The 14,404-nt window shown below is 70.3% G+C and carries 15 protein-coding genes; 8 read left to right on the top strand and 7 right to left on the bottom strand.

The genetic code is table 11. The features are described from left to right. Together sucC and mdh are read right to left on the bottom strand one after the other, a co-directional pair. On the bottom strand, positions 1-1,200 hold the full coding sequence (gene sucC / locus LG334_RS22245; RefSeq protein WP_404381609.1) for an ADP-forming succinate--CoA ligase subunit beta: 1,200 nt from the start codon (positions 1,198-1,200) through the stop codon (positions 1-3). Between the two features lie 26 nt (positions 1,201-1,226). Next, on the bottom strand, positions 1,227-2,186 hold the full coding sequence (mdh, locus tag LG334_RS22240) for a malate dehydrogenase (protein ID WP_009540582.1): 960 nt from the start codon (positions 2,184-2,186) through the stop codon (positions 1,227-1,229). 328 nt (positions 2,187-2,514) lie between these two features. Here mdh and chrA point away from each other — a divergent pair, with 328 nt between their 5' ends. Next, positions 2,515-3,720: a chromate efflux transporter gene (gene chrA / locus LG334_RS22235; protein ID WP_404381606.1), complete on the top strand. Its 1,206-nt coding sequence runs from the start codon at positions 2,515-2,517 to the stop codon at positions 3,718-3,720. Positions 3,721-3,821: 101 nt separating this feature from the next. Continuing rightward, positions 3,822-4,247, top strand: coding sequence for a c-type cytochrome (locus tag LG334_RS22230; protein ID WP_404381603.1), 426 nt, complete (start codon positions 3,822-3,824; stop codon positions 4,245-4,247). Between the two features lie 419 nt (positions 4,248-4,666). Here LG334_RS22230 and LG334_RS22225 read toward each other — a convergent pair whose 3' ends face one another. Then, complete coding sequence (locus tag LG334_RS22225; RefSeq protein WP_404381601.1) at positions 4,667-5,368, bottom strand: cold-shock protein; 702 nt, start codon at positions 5,366-5,368, stop codon at positions 4,667-4,669. A 95-nt stretch (positions 5,369-5,463) separates the two neighbouring features. Next, positions 5,464-5,757, bottom strand: a complete 294-nt coding sequence (locus LG334_RS22220) for a DUF3572 domain-containing protein (RefSeq protein ID WP_404381599.1) — start codon at positions 5,755-5,757, stop codon at positions 5,464-5,466. Between the two features lie 144 nt (positions 5,758-5,901). Here LG334_RS22220 and LG334_RS22215 point away from each other — a divergent pair, with 144 nt between their 5' ends. Beyond that, positions 5,902-6,663, top strand: coding sequence for a class I SAM-dependent methyltransferase (locus LG334_RS22215; RefSeq protein ID WP_404381597.1), 762 nt, complete (start codon positions 5,902-5,904; stop codon positions 6,661-6,663). A gap of 25 nt (positions 6,664-6,688) precedes the next feature. On the opposite strand, the gene LG334_RS22210 is transcribed toward LG334_RS22215, so the two are convergent. After that, positions 6,689-7,369, bottom strand: coding sequence for a hypothetical protein (locus LG334_RS22210; protein ID WP_404381595.1), 681 nt, complete (start codon positions 7,367-7,369; stop codon positions 6,689-6,691). Positions 7,370-7,585: 216 nt separating this feature from the next. Next, the gene (locus tag LG334_RS22205; protein WP_404381593.1) at positions 7,586-8,863 is read right to left on the bottom strand and encodes a DNA polymerase IV; all 1,278 of its coding nucleotides are present in this window, start codon (positions 8,861-8,863) and stop codon (positions 7,586-7,588) included. A gap of 334 nt (positions 8,864-9,197) precedes the next feature. On the opposite strand from LG334_RS22205, the gene LG334_RS22200 reads away from it, so the two are divergent. Next, a complete protein-coding gene (locus LG334_RS22200) occupies positions 9,198-10,025 on the top strand; it encodes an OmpA family protein (RefSeq protein WP_404381591.1) in 828 nt (275 codons plus the stop codon). 160 nt (positions 10,026-10,185) lie between these two features. After that, on the top strand, positions 10,186-12,045 hold the full coding sequence (locus LG334_RS22195) for a polymer-forming cytoskeletal protein (RefSeq protein ID WP_404381589.1): 1,860 nt from the start codon (positions 10,186-10,188) through the stop codon (positions 12,043-12,045). A 23-nt stretch (positions 12,046-12,068) separates the two neighbouring features. On the opposite strand, the gene LG334_RS22190 is transcribed toward LG334_RS22195, so the two are convergent. Beyond that, positions 12,069-12,827: an SDR family NAD(P)-dependent oxidoreductase gene (locus LG334_RS22190; RefSeq protein ID WP_404381587.1), complete on the bottom strand. Its 759-nt coding sequence runs from the start codon at positions 12,825-12,827 to the stop codon at positions 12,069-12,071. 188 nt (positions 12,828-13,015) lie between these two features. Here LG334_RS22190 and LG334_RS22185 point away from each other — a divergent pair, with 188 nt between their 5' ends. From LG334_RS22185 to LG334_RS22175, 3 genes are all read left to right on the top strand, one after another. Further along, positions 13,016-13,378 carry a YqjD family protein gene (locus LG334_RS22185; protein ID WP_404381585.1) on the top strand — a complete coding sequence of 121 codons (363 nt, stop codon included), beginning with the start codon at positions 13,016-13,018 and terminating at the stop codon, positions 13,376-13,378. A gap of 142 nt (positions 13,379-13,520) precedes the next feature. Beyond that, positions 13,521-13,688 carry a DUF1328 domain-containing protein gene (locus LG334_RS22180; protein WP_404381583.1) on the top strand — a complete coding sequence of 56 codons (168 nt, stop codon included), beginning with the start codon at positions 13,521-13,523 and terminating at the stop codon, positions 13,686-13,688. Between the two features lie 167 nt (positions 13,689-13,855). Next, positions 13,856-14,404, top strand: coding sequence for a hypothetical protein (locus LG334_RS22175; RefSeq protein ID WP_404381581.1), 549 nt, complete (start codon positions 13,856-13,858; stop codon positions 14,402-14,404).

Genomic DNA, 14,404 nt, shown 5'->3' with positions numbered 1-14,404 from the left:
TTACTTGGCCTCCTTGACGGCCTTGACGACCTTTTCAGCGGCGTCCGCCAGGTTGTCGGCGGCGATGATGGGCAGGCCGCTCTCGCTCATGATCTTCTTGCCCAGCTCGACGTTGGTGCCTTCCAGGCGGACGACGAGCGGCACGTTCAGGCTGACCTCGCGGGCGGCGGCCACGACACCCTCGGCGATGACGTCACAGCGCATGATGCCGCCGAAGATGTTGACCAGGATGCCTTCCACGTTGGGATCGGACAGGATGATCTTGAAGGCCGCGGTCACGCGCTCCTTCGTGGCACCGCCGCCGACGTCCAGGAAGTTGGCGGGGCTGCCGCCGTACAGCTTGATGATGTCCATGGTCGCCATGGCGAGGCCGGCGCCGTTCACCATGCAGCCGATGGAGCCATCGAGCTTGATGTAGTTGAGGCTGTGCTGGGCGGCCTCGATCTCCGACGGGTCCTCCTCGGACTCGTCACGCATCTCCTCGATGTCCTTGTGACGGTAGAGGGCGTTGTCGTCGAAGTTCATCTTGCAGTCCAGCGGGATCACCTGACCGTCGCCGGTGACGACGAGCGGGTTGATCTCCAGCATGGAGGCGTCGGTGTCGACGAAGCACTTGTACAGCGCGGTCAGCATCTTGGTGAAGGCACCGACCTGCTTGCCCTCCAGCTTCAGCGCAAACGCGATGTTGCGGCAGTGGAAGCCGGAAATGCCCGACGCCGGGTCGATCGACTGCGTGACGATCTTTTCCGGGGTGGAGGCGGCGACCTCCTCGATGTCCATGCCACCCTCGGTGGAGGCCATCACGGAGATGCGCGACGTGGCGCGGTCGACCAGCATCGCCAGGTACAGCTCGCGCTGGATGTCGCAGCCCGCTTCGACGTAGACGCGCTTGACTTCCTTGCCGGCCGGGCCGGTCTGGTGCGTGACCAGCGTCTTGCCCAGCATCTGCTTGGCGTTCTCGCCGACCTCGGCGGGCGACTTGACGACGCGCACGCCGCCCTTCTCGCCGGCTTCGGACTCCTTGAAGGTGCCCTTGCCGCGGCCGCCGGCGTGGATCTGGCTCTTGACCACGTAGACGGGGCCGGGCAGCTGCTTGGCCACCGTGATCGCCTCGTCGGCGGTGTAGGCGACGCCGCCGTCCAGAACCGGAACACCGAACTTCTGGAGGATCTGCTTCGCTTGATACTCGTGGATATTCATCTGTACAGGCCTTCCTTACAGATCGCTTAGCCCTGGGGCATCAGCTTCTTGGCCGCCTCGACGAGGCCCTTCACGGCGTTGACCGAGTTCTGGAACATCGCCTTTTCCTCGTCGTTCAGGTCGATCTCCACGACCTTCTCGACGCCGTTCTCGCCGATGATGCAGGGCACGCCGACGTAGAAACCGTCCAGGCCGTATACACCGTCACACCAGGCGGCGCAGGGCAGCAGGCGCTTCTTGTCCTTCAGGTAGGCTTCGGCCATCTCGATGGCGGACGCGGCCGGGGCGTAGAAGGCGGAGCCGGTCTTCAGGTGGGCGACGATCTCGGCGCCGCCGTCGCGGGTGCGCTGAACGATCTGGTCCAGCTTCTCCTGCGTGGTCCAGCCCATCTTCACCAGGTCGGGCAGCGGAATGCCGGCGACGGTGGAGTAGCGGGTCAGCGGGACCATGGTGTCGCCGTGGCCACCCAGCACGAAGGCCGTGATGTCCTGGACGGAGACGTTAAATTCCTCGTGCAGGAACCAGCGGAAGCGGGCGCTGTCCAGGACGCCGGCCATGCCGACGACCTTGTTGTGCGGCAGCCCGGAGGCCTCGCGCAGGGCCCACACCATGGCGTCCAGCGGGTTGGTGATGCAGATCACGAAGGCGTCCGGGCAGTTTTCCTTGATGCCCTTGCCGACGGCGCTCATCACCTTGGCGTTGGTCTCGATCAGGTCGTCGCGGCTCATGCCCGGCTTGCGGGGGACACCGGCGGTCACGATCACGACGTCGGCGCCCTTGATCGCGCTGTAGTCGTTGGCGCCCGTGTACTCGGCGTCGACGCCTTCGACCGGGGTCGACTCGGCGATGTCCAGGCCCTTGCCCTGCGGCGTGCCCTCTGCGATATCGAACAGGACGACGTCGCCCAGTTCCTTCAGACCGATCAGATGCGCCAGCGTGCCGCCGATGTTGCCGGCGCCGACCAGAGCGATCTTGTTGCGTGCCATGGATGTCCCCTCGTGCTGGAAGAGCGGTTGCGATGCGGGGTACCGCAAGGAAATTGCGGCAACACCAACGGGGGGCATTACCTACCGCGTTTCCGGGCGAAGGACAAGGGGCAAGCCCGCGAGCGGCCGGATATTAGGGGTCGCTGATATTGCGCCGTTCCCGCCGCGTTTCCCAAGGCCTAGGCAGGGCAAGGGCTCCGGCTGTCCACAGGGGCGGTGACGGTTCCATGAAATCCGGCGGAGGGGCGGCGAAACTCCCCCTTCGGGTAGGTCTCCCGTCCATCCGCCCGCCTATACTGGCGTGCCGAGTCTTGCCCCGGAGCCCCTGATGGACACCCCTACCGCGCCGCCCCCGCCCGGTCTCGACCGGCCCTCGACCGCCCGCGCCGGCGAGGTTTTCACCGCCTTCCTCAAGCTGGGGTTGACGGCGTTCGGCGGTCCGGTGGCGCACCTGGGCTACTTCCGCGAGGAGTTCGTGACCCGGCGCCGGTGGCTGGACGATGCAGCCTACGCCGATCTGGTGGCGCTGTGCCAGTTTCTTCCCGGACCCGCCTCCAGCCAGGTGGGGCTGGCGCTGGGCCTGCTGCGCGCGGGGCCGGCGGGCGCCCTGGCGGCGTGGCTGGCCTTCACCCTGCCGTCGGCCATCGTGATGGTGTTGACGGCCCTGGGCGTGGCGGCAATGGCCGGGGAGGCGGGGCTGACGCTTGACGCCCTGTCGGGCCTGAAGGCCGCCGCCGTCGCGGTGGTGGCGCTGGCCCTGTGGGGCATGGCCAAGACGCTCACCCCCGACGCCCGCCGCGCCTCGGTCGCGGTCGCCGCGGCTGCGCTCGTCGCTGCCTGGGAGTCGCCCCTGGCCCAGATTGCCGCCATCGTCGCCGGCGGCGCGGCCGGGCTGGCGCTGGTCAAGCCCGAGGTGCGGGCGGACGCCGTTCACCTGCCCGTGCCGGTTTCGCGCCGCTGGGCCGTCGCGGCGCTGGCGGCGTTCGTCGGGCTGCTGGTGGGGCTGCCCCTGGTGGCGGAGGGGCCGTTGGCCGAGATGTTCGATGCCATGTACCGCTCCGGCGCCCTGGTGTTCGGCGGCGGCCACGTGGTGCTGCCGCTGTTGCAGGCCGAGGTGGTGGAGCCGGGCTGGGTCGGCGCCGAATCGTTCATGGCCGGCTACGGGGCGGCGCAGGCGGTGCCGGGGCCGTTGTTCACGTTCGCGGCCTATCTGGGGACGGCGGCAGCGGGTATCGTCGGTGGTCTTGTGGCGTTGGCGGGGATATTCCTGCCGGCGTGGCTGCTGGTACTGGGGGCGTTGCCCTTCTGGGCGCGGTTGCGGAGCAGTCGCCGGGCGCGGCAGGTGCTGGCCGGTGTCAATGCGGCCGTCGTCGGACTGCTGGCGGCTGCCTTCTACGACCCCGTGTTCACCGCCGGCGTGCGGGGGCCGCTGGACTTCGCCGTGGCGCTGCTGGCGCTGCTGCTGCTGGCCGCGTGGAAGGTGCCGCCGTGGGCGGTGGTCCTGGTCTGCGGAGCCCTCGGAGTCGCGGTGTAGTCGCCGCTGATCCTCCGAAAGAGGCAAAACCATAGGGGGGCTTCACGCGTAGGGTCTGCGACGGTCATCCTTGAGTGATCGCAGAATCTGGAGGAGACATCATGCGCAAGACCACCCTGTTCGCCGCGGCCGTGAGCTTGGCCGTCGGCGCCGTCACCGCCACCGGTGCCCATGCCCAGGACGGTGACGCCGCCAACGGTGAGAAGCTGTCCAAGCGCTGCATCGCCTGCCATACCTTCGATAAGGGCGGCGCGCGCAAGGTCGGCCCCAATCTGTGGAACATCATGGACCGCGGCGTGGCGGCGTCGGAGGACTTCAGCTACTCGGACGGCCTGAAGGCCGCCGCCGAGAAAGTGGAAAGCTGGGATGACGAGGCCATGATGGCCTACCTGGAAGACACCACCGCCTGGCTGCGCGATGTGACCGGCGATTCCAGCGCGCGGTCGAAGATGACCTTCAAGCTGCCCAAGGAAGAGGATCGCCGCGACGTCATCGCCTACATGAAGACCCTGAGCGAAGGCAGCTGACGACGGCGTCGTCCGTTTTAACGCAAACGGGAAACATCAAAGAAACCAAGGTCTTCCGGCCGCGCCGGAATGGTGATGCGAGGGAGCCGCGGGCTCCCTCGCGCTCCCTCGTTCCTTTTCATCATCGCGTTCCGCAGGCCGGCTGGTGTGGGCCATTAGAAGGATAATGGCGCGCCTTCGCGCGCTGCCTTGGTGTCTTGTTGCCTTGGTGTCTTGGTGGTTCATCCAGGCGACCGCCGGCCAAGGAGCCCGCAGCCCCCATCCTCAGCACGCCCTCCTGGTGTCCTTCGTGTCCTGGTGGCCGTCCTCGCGCCACGCCCGCCACTGACGGGAGACGAAAAAACGGCCGGCCCCTCGCGGGACCGGCCGTCTTTCATCTCAGCACGTCGCGCGGCTGTCGCCGCCGGGCTGCGAAGGGGTCAGGCGAGCTCGATGCGCTCGGCCTGCGGGCCCTTCTGGCCCTGGCTGATGGACAGCTTCACGCGCTGGCCCTCGTTCAGGCCCGCCAGGCCCGAACGCTCCACGGCGCGGATGTGCACGAAGATGTCGCGGCTGCCGTCGTCCGGAGTCACGAAGCCGAAGCCCTTCTCGGCATTGAAGAACTTCACCGTGCCTTCGGCATCGCCGATGATCTCGGGCTTGGGACGGCCACCGCCGAACCCGCCACGACCGCCGCCGAAGCCGCCACGATCGCGGTCGCCGAAGCCGCCGCGGTCACCGAAGCCGCCGCGGTCACCGAAGCCGCCACGGTCACGGTCGCCGAAGCCGCCGCGATCGCGGTCGCCGAAGCCACCGCCGCCGGCGGTGGGCTCGCCCATCTCGATGACGGAGATGACGGAGTCGACCTGCATGCCCTTGTTGCCGGGACGCACGGTGCAGCTGATGACCGAGTTCTCCGGCAGGGCGGAAAGGCCGGCGCGCTCCAGGACGGAGACGTGCAGGAAGGCGTCTTCACCGCTCTGCTCCGTCTTCACGAAGCCGAAGCCCTTCGACGCATTGAACCACTTCACGGTCGCCTGCGTCGGCGTACCCGTGACTTCGTCGTCGTCATACCGCGACCGGCGGCCCATGCCCGACCCACTGTGACCGGGAAAGCCCCCGGAATCTCGATTCCACGCCATGGTGTTCGTATCCAACTCAAAGATGCGCGCGTCCCCTTGCCGACGCGGCCAAATCAAATTCACGCGGGTGGGATGCAACGGGCGTGGAAAACCGACTACCAGTCTTCCGCCGTTGATCCCGGCAGGCCCATCCGGGCCCGCATGGGGGCTTCGGGCGAAAGATCACTGGCGTCGGCAAAGGCGATCACCAGGGACTCGTCGGCCAGAAGGAAGTCCAGAACAGCGCCCAGAACCGCGGGGTCCTGCGCGTTTTCCTTGAGCTCCGCCGGAGCCATGCCGGTCAGGGCGAGGAAACGGTCTATCAGGGTGTCGTCCGACGCGATATACGCCAGGGCCTGAAGCCCCACCGTCGCCGCATCCGGCTGAATCGTCTTCGACAAGCGCTGCATGCGTGCCGAAATCCCCTGTAGACCCATCTTCGTCCTGGCCCCGACAAAAACCGGCGCCCAAGCATCATATAGCACGGCAAGGGACGCCGCGCATGGGGGAAACATGTATAATTCCGGACGGCAGTTCATTTTTTGGGGGCGTGCATGGACATCCTTACCGCCTTTGGTCGCGCCGCTACGACCTACGACGCCCAGCGCCGCATTCTGATACCCTGCTTCGACGCCTTTTACGGCGCCGTCCCGGCAATCCTGTCACCGCGGCTTGCGCCCGATTCGGGGCGCGGGCGTCGGGTGCTTGACCTGGGCGCCGGGACCGGCCTGCTGGCGGCCGTGCTGCTGGCGCGCTACCCCCGCCTGGCCGTCACGCTGATCGACGGCAGCCCCGACATGCTTGAACAGGCGGGCCAGCGATTCGCCGCCCTTGCCGCCGCCGACGGTCCGGAGGCCGCGGCCTCGAAGGAGGTCGCCCGCATCGTCGGCGACTACCGCACGCTCGACCTGCGCGCGGGTGGGCCCTGGGACGCCGTCGTCTCGGCGCTGTCGATCCATCATCTGACCGACGCGGAGAAGGAGGCCCTTTACGGCCGCATCCATGACGCCCTGGCCCCCGGCGGCATCTTCGTCAACGCCGATCAGGTGGCGGCGGCAACGCCTGCGCTGGAGGGGCGAATGACCGTGGACTGGGAGGACGCGGTGCGCGCCGCCGGCCTGCCCGAAGCGGACCTGGAGGCGGCGCGGACGCGCATGCTGCACGACCGCTGCGCCACGGCCGAGGCTCAGTTGGACATGCTGCGGCGGGTGGGATTCCGCGACGTGGATGTGTGGTTCCGGGACCGTCAGTTCTGCGTGTTCGCCGGCACGCGGGCCGAACCGCCGGCGGCCGTTCCGCAGCCGGAGTCGTGGTAGCGCCGGCGCTCCTGCCCGAGGCCGCTCAGGCCAGCAGGTTCCAGCCGTCCAGCAGGGCGCCGTCTTCCGCCTCGATGCGGTTGAGAAGCAGGCTGCCGCGTCCGCCGTCGCCCGATTGGGCGGTCGACGCGCGGTCGCCGGCATCGACCCGTGACAGCAGGTCCAGGATTTCCTGCGCCCGGCGCAGGGCCTCGAAGGCGCTGCGGTGCAGGTTGGTGGTGGGCGTGCCGAGCGGAGCCGACTCGGCCAGCAGCGTCGCCCGCATGGAGCCGTTTCCATTCCACGGCGCCAGGCCCTGCCGGTCCTCGCCGGTCTCGGCGGCGGCCCGCCGTGCCGCGGCGCGGGCCGCTTCCTGCGCGTCCTGCACCGCGCGCGCGGCGGCTGCCGCGGCCATGGCGTCCGCCGCTGCCGCATTGGCGTCGGCGGCGCCGCGCAGGGCGTCGCGGATGGCGCCGGCCTCCATCTTCACGGCGCGGGCGATGGATCGGGCGCGTTGCGCGTCGCCGCTGGTGGACGCGGCCTGAGCTTCCAGCATCATCGCTTCCAGGCGGGTGCGCGAGAGCGCCACCCGTTGCGAGGCCATGCCGTCCGATCCGCCATCGCCGTCGGCGCCCCGGCCGGCCGACGTGGCGGCGGCCGCGGCCGGCGCAGGGCCGGAACGGCTGGGGGTGGCGGTCGCGCCAAAGCGGTCGGAGCCGGCGGACATGCCGCTTCCGACGGCGAGTCGCGCTGCTGCGATTCTGGTCTGGTCCTGTGCCGCCTCGCCCCGCGGGGCCGCGACGTCCGCAACACGCGGAAGTGCGCTGTCCTGGGACGGCGGCACGACCGGGGTGATGATGTCGGTTTTCATGGGCTTCTTCCCGTGCCGCGGGATGATGTTCTGGTCCACCCCACGCTAGAGTAGCACCATGTGGGTACTGAGTCACCCATCCGGTTCGGCGTCGTCTCCACCGAAGGATCGACGGCCGATGACGTCCTTGCCGAAGCGGTCGCGCAAGGTGTCGATGGCGCGTTCGGCCCGCACCGCGCGCGCCTGAGCGGTGTCGAACAGATCCGGCGGGTCGGCGCGCGCCGGATCGCACAGGTCGGCCACGCCGATTCCGATCAGCCGGAAGGACCGTCCGTCCGCTTCCCGCGCCAGCAGCGGCCGCGCATGGCGCCAGATCGTTTCAGCCATCTGGGTGGGGTCGGGCAGCCGGCGGCTGCGGGTCAGGGTCTGGAACCGCGCGGTCTTGAGCTTGAGCACCACGCTCTCGCCGGCCGCGCCGCTTTTCTTGCAGCGTGCCGCCACCTTCTCGCACAGCGGCCACAGCCGGCGCTCCAGGTCGGCCTGGCTGGCGATGTCGGTGTCGAAGGTGGTCTCGGCGGAAATGCTCTTGGCCTCGCGGTGGGGTGTCACGCGGCGTGGGTCGGTGCCGCGCGCCCGCTGCGCCAGGGCCCGTCCGAGCGCCCCGAACTGCTGCGCCAGGCGGGTTTCCGAAACGCCCTGGAGGTCGGCGATGGTCTTGTAGCCGGCCTGGAACAGCCGTCGCGCAAAGGCCTCGCCGACGCCGGGGATGTCGCGCACGGGGCGGGGCGCCAGGAAGCCCCGCGCCTCGCTCCGGCCGATCACGGCGAATCCCTCGGGCTTGTCGAGGTCCGAGGCCATCTTGGCCAGGAACTTGTTGTAGCTGAGCCCGATGGAGATGCCGATGCCCACCTCTTCGCGCACGCGCGCCTGGACCCGCGCCAGGATCGCCGCCGCCGATTCCCCGAACAGATCCTCGCATCCCGACAGGTCCAGGAAGGCCTCGTCCAGGGACAGGAACTCCACCAGCGGAGTGTAGGTCTCGAAGATGCCGCGAATCTGACGGCTGACCGCGGCGTACTTGGGCATGTCGGGGCGCAGCACCACCGCGTCGGGGCACAGGCGCAGGGCCTTGTACATGGGCATGGCGCTGTGCGGGCCGAAGCGCCGGGCGATGTAGCAGGCCGTCGCCACCACGCCCCGCTGGCCGCCGCCGATGAGCAGCGGCTTGTCGCGCAACTCGGGCCGGTCGCGCTTTTCGATGCTGGCGTAGAAGGCATCGCAATCCACATGCGCGAACGTCAGCGAGAACAGCTCGGGGTGCCGGGCCAGTCGCGTGCCGCCGCACGCCGGGCATGCGTCCACGGCGGCGGGAATTTCGGTCAGGCAGGTGCGGCAGAGGGACTGGCTCATGGTGGGCGGTGCCGGCGGCGGATGATGGGCGTGCCAAGGAACAAAGCGCGAAACCGGCCGCCGCGCAAGGGCGGGCGTCGCGGCGGGAGCGTTCCGCCGGCCGCTGCGGCCATCCAAACGACGTATATTTTTCATGACCTTTCGGACGAGCCGCGCTTGACCTTGCCCTGACGGGCATTTAACAACGGAAGGTCTCGGTTTGCGGGTGGTCACTGCCGGCTGCCCGCACCGCGACCCACCAACGATGCGTGGAGCCCCGAACGTCCGCAGGGGGGCGCGAACGGGCAGGCGACACATTCGGGCAGACAAGACGCAGCGAAGGACACAGCGATCCATGTTCAAGAAGGCTCTTCTCGTCAGCGTTTCCGCCGGTCTTCTCACGGCGTGCGCCAGCAACTGGGACGTCGAGGGCGCGCGAGGCATGCAGCCGCAGGGCGGCGCGTTCGAGACGGCGCTGTTCGAGGGTTATCTTGACCTGGCGGCGAAGGAGCGTTCGATCTACGATTGGACGGACACGGAGTATTTCCTCGAAAAGGCGCGCGCCGCCGCCGCCGGTCAGACTGTCTTGCCCGACGAGGTGACCGATCGCCGCCTGCCGGCCGGCTCGACGGAAGAGGTTGCAGCCGCCCGGGCGGCGCTGCTGGCCGAGCTTGACGGCGGCGACCGCCAAGCCATGCCCGCCGCGGCCGCCGATGCGCAGACCGCCTATGACTGCTGGGTGGAAGAGCTGGAGGAAGACTACCAGCCCGACAACATCGCCGCCTGCAAGGCCCGCTTCGACGCCGCCATGAAGGCGCTGACGGCCGTGGCCGAGGCGCCGGCCGTGGACGGCGACTACACCGTCTACTTCCCGCTGGGCCGCGCGGTGCTGGACAGCGAGGCGCTGGCCACCCTGAACAAGGTGGTCGCCGACTGGCGCGCCGCCAAGCCGGCCCGCATCGTGGTCGCCGGCCACACCGACACCGTCGGCCAGCCGGTGCCGAACCTGCTGCTGTCGCAGAAGCGGGCGGAGGCCGTGGCCGACTACCTGAACGACAAGGGCATCCCCACCGCCGACCTGGCCCTTGAGGCCTATGGCGAGGAACAGCCGGCCGTGGCGACCGGTGACAGCGTCAAGGAGATGCGCAACCGCCGCGTGGAGATCACCTTCGCGGGGTCCTGACCTCGCCGCGGCGGTCTTCCGCCATCTGAAAGACGCCGCCCCGGCTCCGGCCGCGGGCGGCGTTTTTCGTGGGGGCTGACGCAGCTGCGGTACGCGATCCCTGGCATCCACGGCCGAAAGCGGTATACTCGCCTGAATCCATGTGGAAATCAGCGCGGCCATGGCAGTCAAGCAGGCATCCTTCTTCGCGCCCGACCTGACGGTGATCGGGACCGTCCACTCCCCCGGAACCCTTGAGATCGAGGGGGCGGTGAAGGGCGACGTCGCCGTCGCCGACCTTGTGGTGGGGCCGCAGGGGCGTCTGAACGCGCGGGTCGGCGCCGGCCGCGTCGCCTCGGCCGGCACGGTGGCGGGGACCATCAAGGCGCGCGCCGTCAACTTCCTGCGCGGCGGCATCTTCCGGGGCGAGGTCGAGTACGAGGCCCTGACCATCGATCCCGACAGCGACGTCGAATGCCGCATGCACCCGGTGGAGGAGGGCAGCCCCCGCATGGCCGTCCTGCCACCCGTGCCGGAAGCCATGTTCGAAGTGGGCGGCGGCCGCGCGCGGGCGGAAACACTGGGCGCGGCCGCCGCCTCCCAGGTGCGGCGGGTGCCGTCGGCGCCTCCCCCGCCGCGTGCTCGGATGGTGTCGGTGGCGCCGCCGCCGCCGCCGGCCAAGCGGCCGCCGCCGCGCCGCGGCCTGCTGTGGGGCGGTACCTTCCTGTCCGCCATGCTGCTGGGCGTGGCCGCCGCCGCGCTGCTGAGCGATCCCATCGGCCGCCAGTGGGTGGAGGCCGCCGTGTCCGACGGTCGTGCCTGGGTGGCCCGCGTGGTCGCGCCGGCACCGGAGCCCGAAGCGGCGGGATCGGCCGGAGGCGGTGCGGTCCCGCAGGCCCCGGCCGCTGCGCCTGTCCCGGAGCAGCCCGCGCCCGCGCCGACGCCTGCCCCGTCCACCGGTGCCGACGCGGCCGCGCCGCTGCCGGCCGCGCCCGCCGACCCGGCGCCCGCTCCGGAGACACCCGCGGCCGGAATGCCGGCCGCGGCGGGCAGCGATGATCCCGCACCGGTGCCACAGTCCCCCGTGGCGCAGGAGTCTCCGGCGCCGTCCGTTCCGCTGCCGGAGCGTCCGCCGGCCGCCCTCCGCGCCCCAGCCGCTGCCGCACCCGCCGAGCCCGAGCCCGAGCCCGATACCGTGCCGGCGCCGACGCTGGATGCGGTGGCGCCCGCGATGGAGCCGCCGGTGCTCGAGGCGCCGGGCACCGCCGATGATGCACCGGTCGTGGACGCCGCGCCCGCTCCGCTGGCCGACACCGCGCCGTCGGCGCCGGAGCCGGCCGCGCCGGAAGCCGCAGGTCCGACCGGCACGGCCGCGCCCGCCGACCCCGCGCCGGCCCTTGCGACCGAGGCCGCCGATCCGGCCGAGGCGCCTGCGGAGGACGCCCCGCCTGCTGTCACCGCGCCGTCGCCGGCCGAGCCGGCGCCTGCCGCCCCACCGGAGGCGGCAGGCGTGAACAAGTCGGCTGCCGATCCCACACCAAGCCAACTGCCCGCCGAAGAAGTGGCGCCGGAACCGGCTGACCCGACGGCCGCCGATCCCGATCCGGCTGCCGCCGCGCCCGAAGGACCTGCGGCTGAGCCGGTGGTCGACGAGGCTCCGCCGGCCCCTGAGCCCGAGCCCAAACCCGAACCTGAAGCCGCCGCCGCGCCGGAAGCCGCCCCAGAGCCGGCCGCTGCGGCGGAGCCCGCCGCCGCGGCCGATGCAGGTGCCGCCGCGCCGCCCCGGCCGGTCGCCAAGCCTGATGCGGCCGTGACCGCGGAACCGGCGGTTCCGGCTCGGCCGGTCCCGCCGGTGACCGAGCCCGCGCCCACGCCCGCGCCGCCATCCGAACCGGCAGCTCCCGCTGCGCCGGCCCGTCCCGCGGCGGGTATCCCCGCCGACACCGATCCCGATGGGGATGGCTGCGTCTGGGTGGTCCAGTGCACCGAGGATGGACCGAACGGCGGCAAGTGCGTCTCCGTCCGCGAGTGCCGCGAGTAGCGGAGGCCGCCGCCCGTCGGGCCCTACAGTGACGAGACCAGGTGGCCGCCGTCCACCGGAACGGTGGCGCCCGTCATGAAGGCGCTGGCGTCCGAGCACAGCATCAGCAATGGCGCGTCCAGGTCGCTCATGCGGCCCAGGCGGCGCTGCGGGATGCGCTTTATGAGCTTCTGCCCAACGTCGGTGGCGAAGAATTCGGCATTGATGTCGGTCTCGATGTAGCCGGGCGCCAGGGCGTTCACCCGCACGCCGTCCCGCGCCAATTCCAGCGCGAGGGCCTTGGTCAGGTGGATCAGGCCGGCCTTGCTGGCGGCGTAGGATGCCACCGCACCCGCCGGCCGCAGCCCGACGATGGAGGCGATGTTGACGATGGACCCGCCGCGCCCGGCCGCCTTCATGCGGGCGGCGGCCTCTGTCGCGACGTGGAAGGCGCCGGTGAGGTTGGTGTCCAGCACCGTCTTCCAGTCCTGCGGCGACGTTTCCAGTGCCGGCGCCGTCTTCGCCAGGCCGGCGTTGTTCACCAGTACGTCCACCACCGCGCCCGCGGCCGCCTCGGCGGCTTCGAACGCGGCGGTGACCGACGTCGGGTCGGTGACGTCCAGCGGCACGGCGTGGGCGCGGCCGGGACCGATCTCCTCCACCGCCTCGGCCAGTTTCTCGGTGCGGCGTGCGGCGAGCACCACGGTCGCGCCCGCCGCCGCCAGGACGCCGGCGAAATGCCGGCCCAGGCCGCCCGACGCGCCGGTCACCAGCGCCACCTTGCCGTCCAGTCTCAGGTTCATGCCGATCCTCCCGTTCTTGTTCCTGTTCGTGAGCCGGGCATGGTCCGAAGGCGGACGGCTGCGCGTCAAGCGACGAAGTGATGCATGCCTCGTGCGGTGGAGGTTGCAGCGGATGAGGTGTCCACTGCGTTGAAAGGCGAGACGGATTTTCCGGTTTCCGGCAACCCACCGCATGAAGGAGGACATTCATGGCCGAGGCCAATCAACCCGCCGCGTCCCAGAGCGCCACGGAAGGAACGGCGCGCGCCCGCGCAGAGTCCGACGTCGACCGCCTGAAGGCTGACATGGACGCCCTGCGCAAGGATTTCGCGGCCCTGACGGAAAGCCTGAAGGACGTCTCGACCGCGCGTGGCCGGTCCTACGCCGAGCGCGCCCGTGCCACTGCCGACGACTACCAGCACCGGGCTCAGGCGACCGCCGAGGAATACCAGGCGCGTGCCCGCGCCGGGCTGGAACAGGCCCAGGCCACCATAGAGGAACGCCCCATGACCAGCGTCCTGGTCGCGTTCGGCATCGGCCTGCTGCTCGGCAAGATCATGGACCGCGACTAAGGTCCCGCCACGGCCGGCGGCGGGTCAGTGCTCAGACATTGCGCCCCTGTCGCCGGTCGTGCGGCGTGGCCCGGCGGCCCGGAACGGCGAACGCCCCATCAACCAGAACAAGGGCAGCAGCCCGCTCCAAAAGGAGGACGACATGCTCTACTGGGCCCTGATCTTCTTCATTGTCGCCATCATCGCGGCGGTCTTCGGGTTTGGCGGGATTGCCTCTGCGTCGGCCGGTATCGCGCAAATCCTGTTCTTCATCTTCCTGGCGCTGCTGGTCGTATCGCTGATCGCCCACTTGATTCGCGGCCGGCGGTAACCGATCGGATAGTTCCACTGGGCAGCTTGCGCTTACAGGAGGTTTTCCGGGTATAGTAATGGTCCACGCGGAGGCGACCGGCGCCGCTGTGCCGGCCTGCGGCGTGGAACAACTACGGGTGCGACATGGTTGTCCATGATGGCCCATTCCCGCGAGGACCCCGCCTGATGATCGCGTCGCTCCCCGACGGTTTTGTCTCTCTGGTCGAATCCTGCCGTCAGGCGGCACACCACTATCAGGGTGCCGCGCGCGTGGTGGGCGACCCCGGGCTGCGCCTCCAGTTCAAGCATCTGGCGGCCGCCCGGCACGACCTGGGCGATGTTCTCGGCACCGTCGTCGGCGTCACGCCCGTAGAGGCTCCGATCCCGATGGCCGAGGGCGGCGCCGTCCCCTTGCCGTGGGGCGGCGCGCGGGCGTCCGGCTCCGACCCGCGCTCCTGCGCCGATGCAGACGGCCGCGTGCCGCTTGGCGGCGAGGAGGGGCCTTCGGTCCTGGATCACGGCGAGTTGCATGCCCTGGTCCAGGCGCTGCGACAGAATGACGAGGCCATCCTGGGCGACCTCCACCGCCTGCGCACCGGCGGGGCTGCGGACGTGGCGGCCGAGATCGCCGACGCGCTGGACCGCGCCGTGGAGACCCTGCTGGGCGACCTGGAAAAAATGCGCATCCTGGAAGACCTGGCCCGCACCCAGCCGCAGCCCGCCGGCCCCCGCTGA

Source organism: Caenispirillum salinarum (assembly GCF_044803115.1).
Lineage (GTDB): Bacteria > Pseudomonadota > Alphaproteobacteria > Rhodospirillales > Rhodospirillaceae > Caenispirillum > Caenispirillum salinarum_A.
This window is presented reverse-complemented; position numbering and strand designations above follow the sequence as displayed.

Excerpts from the sequence above, each read along its gene's own strand:
- LG334_RS22210 (WP_404381595.1), bottom strand. The coding sequence starts at position 7,369 with ATGTCCGCCGGCTCCGACCGCTTTGGCGCGACCGCCACCCCCAGCCGT.
- LG334_RS22180 (WP_404381583.1), top strand. The coding sequence starts at position 13,521 with ATGCTCTACTGGGCCCTGATCTTCTTCATTGTCGCCATCATCGCGGCG.
- LG334_RS22190 (WP_404381587.1), bottom strand. The coding sequence starts at position 12,827 with ATGAACCTGAGACTGGACGGCAAGGTGGCGCTGGTGACCGGCGCGTCG.
- mdh (WP_009540582.1), bottom strand. The coding sequence starts at position 2,186 with ATGGCACGCAACAAGATCGCTCTGGTCGGCGCCGGCAACATCGGCGGC.
- LG334_RS22175 (WP_404381581.1), top strand. The coding sequence starts at position 13,856 with ATGATCGCGTCGCTCCCCGACGGTTTTGTCTCTCTGGTCGAATCCTGC.
- LG334_RS22225 (WP_404381601.1), bottom strand. The coding sequence starts at position 5,368 with ATGGCGTGGAATCGAGATTCCGGGGGCTTTCCCGGTCACAGTGGGTCG.
- sucC (WP_404381609.1), bottom strand. The coding sequence starts at position 1,200 with ATGAATATCCACGAGTATCAAGCGAAGCAGATCCTCCAGAAGTTCGGT.
- LG334_RS22200 (WP_404381591.1), top strand. The coding sequence starts at position 9,198 with ATGTTCAAGAAGGCTCTTCTCGTCAGCGTTTCCGCCGGTCTTCTCACG.
- LG334_RS22220 (WP_404381599.1), bottom strand. The coding sequence starts at position 5,757 with ATGCAGCGCTTGTCGAAGACGATTCAGCCGGATGCGGCGACGGTGGGG.
- LG334_RS22205 (WP_404381593.1), bottom strand. The coding sequence starts at position 8,863 with ATGAGCCAGTCCCTCTGCCGCACCTGCCTGACCGAAATTCCCGCCGCC.
- LG334_RS22185 (WP_404381585.1), top strand. The coding sequence starts at position 13,016 with ATGGCCGAGGCCAATCAACCCGCCGCGTCCCAGAGCGCCACGGAAGGA.
- chrA (WP_404381606.1), top strand. The coding sequence starts at position 2,515 with ATGGACACCCCTACCGCGCCGCCCCCGCCCGGTCTCGACCGGCCCTCG.
- LG334_RS22195 (WP_404381589.1), top strand. The coding sequence starts at position 10,186 with ATGGCAGTCAAGCAGGCATCCTTCTTCGCGCCCGACCTGACGGTGATC.
- LG334_RS22230 (WP_404381603.1), top strand. The coding sequence starts at position 3,822 with ATGCGCAAGACCACCCTGTTCGCCGCGGCCGTGAGCTTGGCCGTCGGC.
- LG334_RS22215 (WP_404381597.1), top strand. The coding sequence starts at position 5,902 with ATGGACATCCTTACCGCCTTTGGTCGCGCCGCTACGACCTACGACGCC.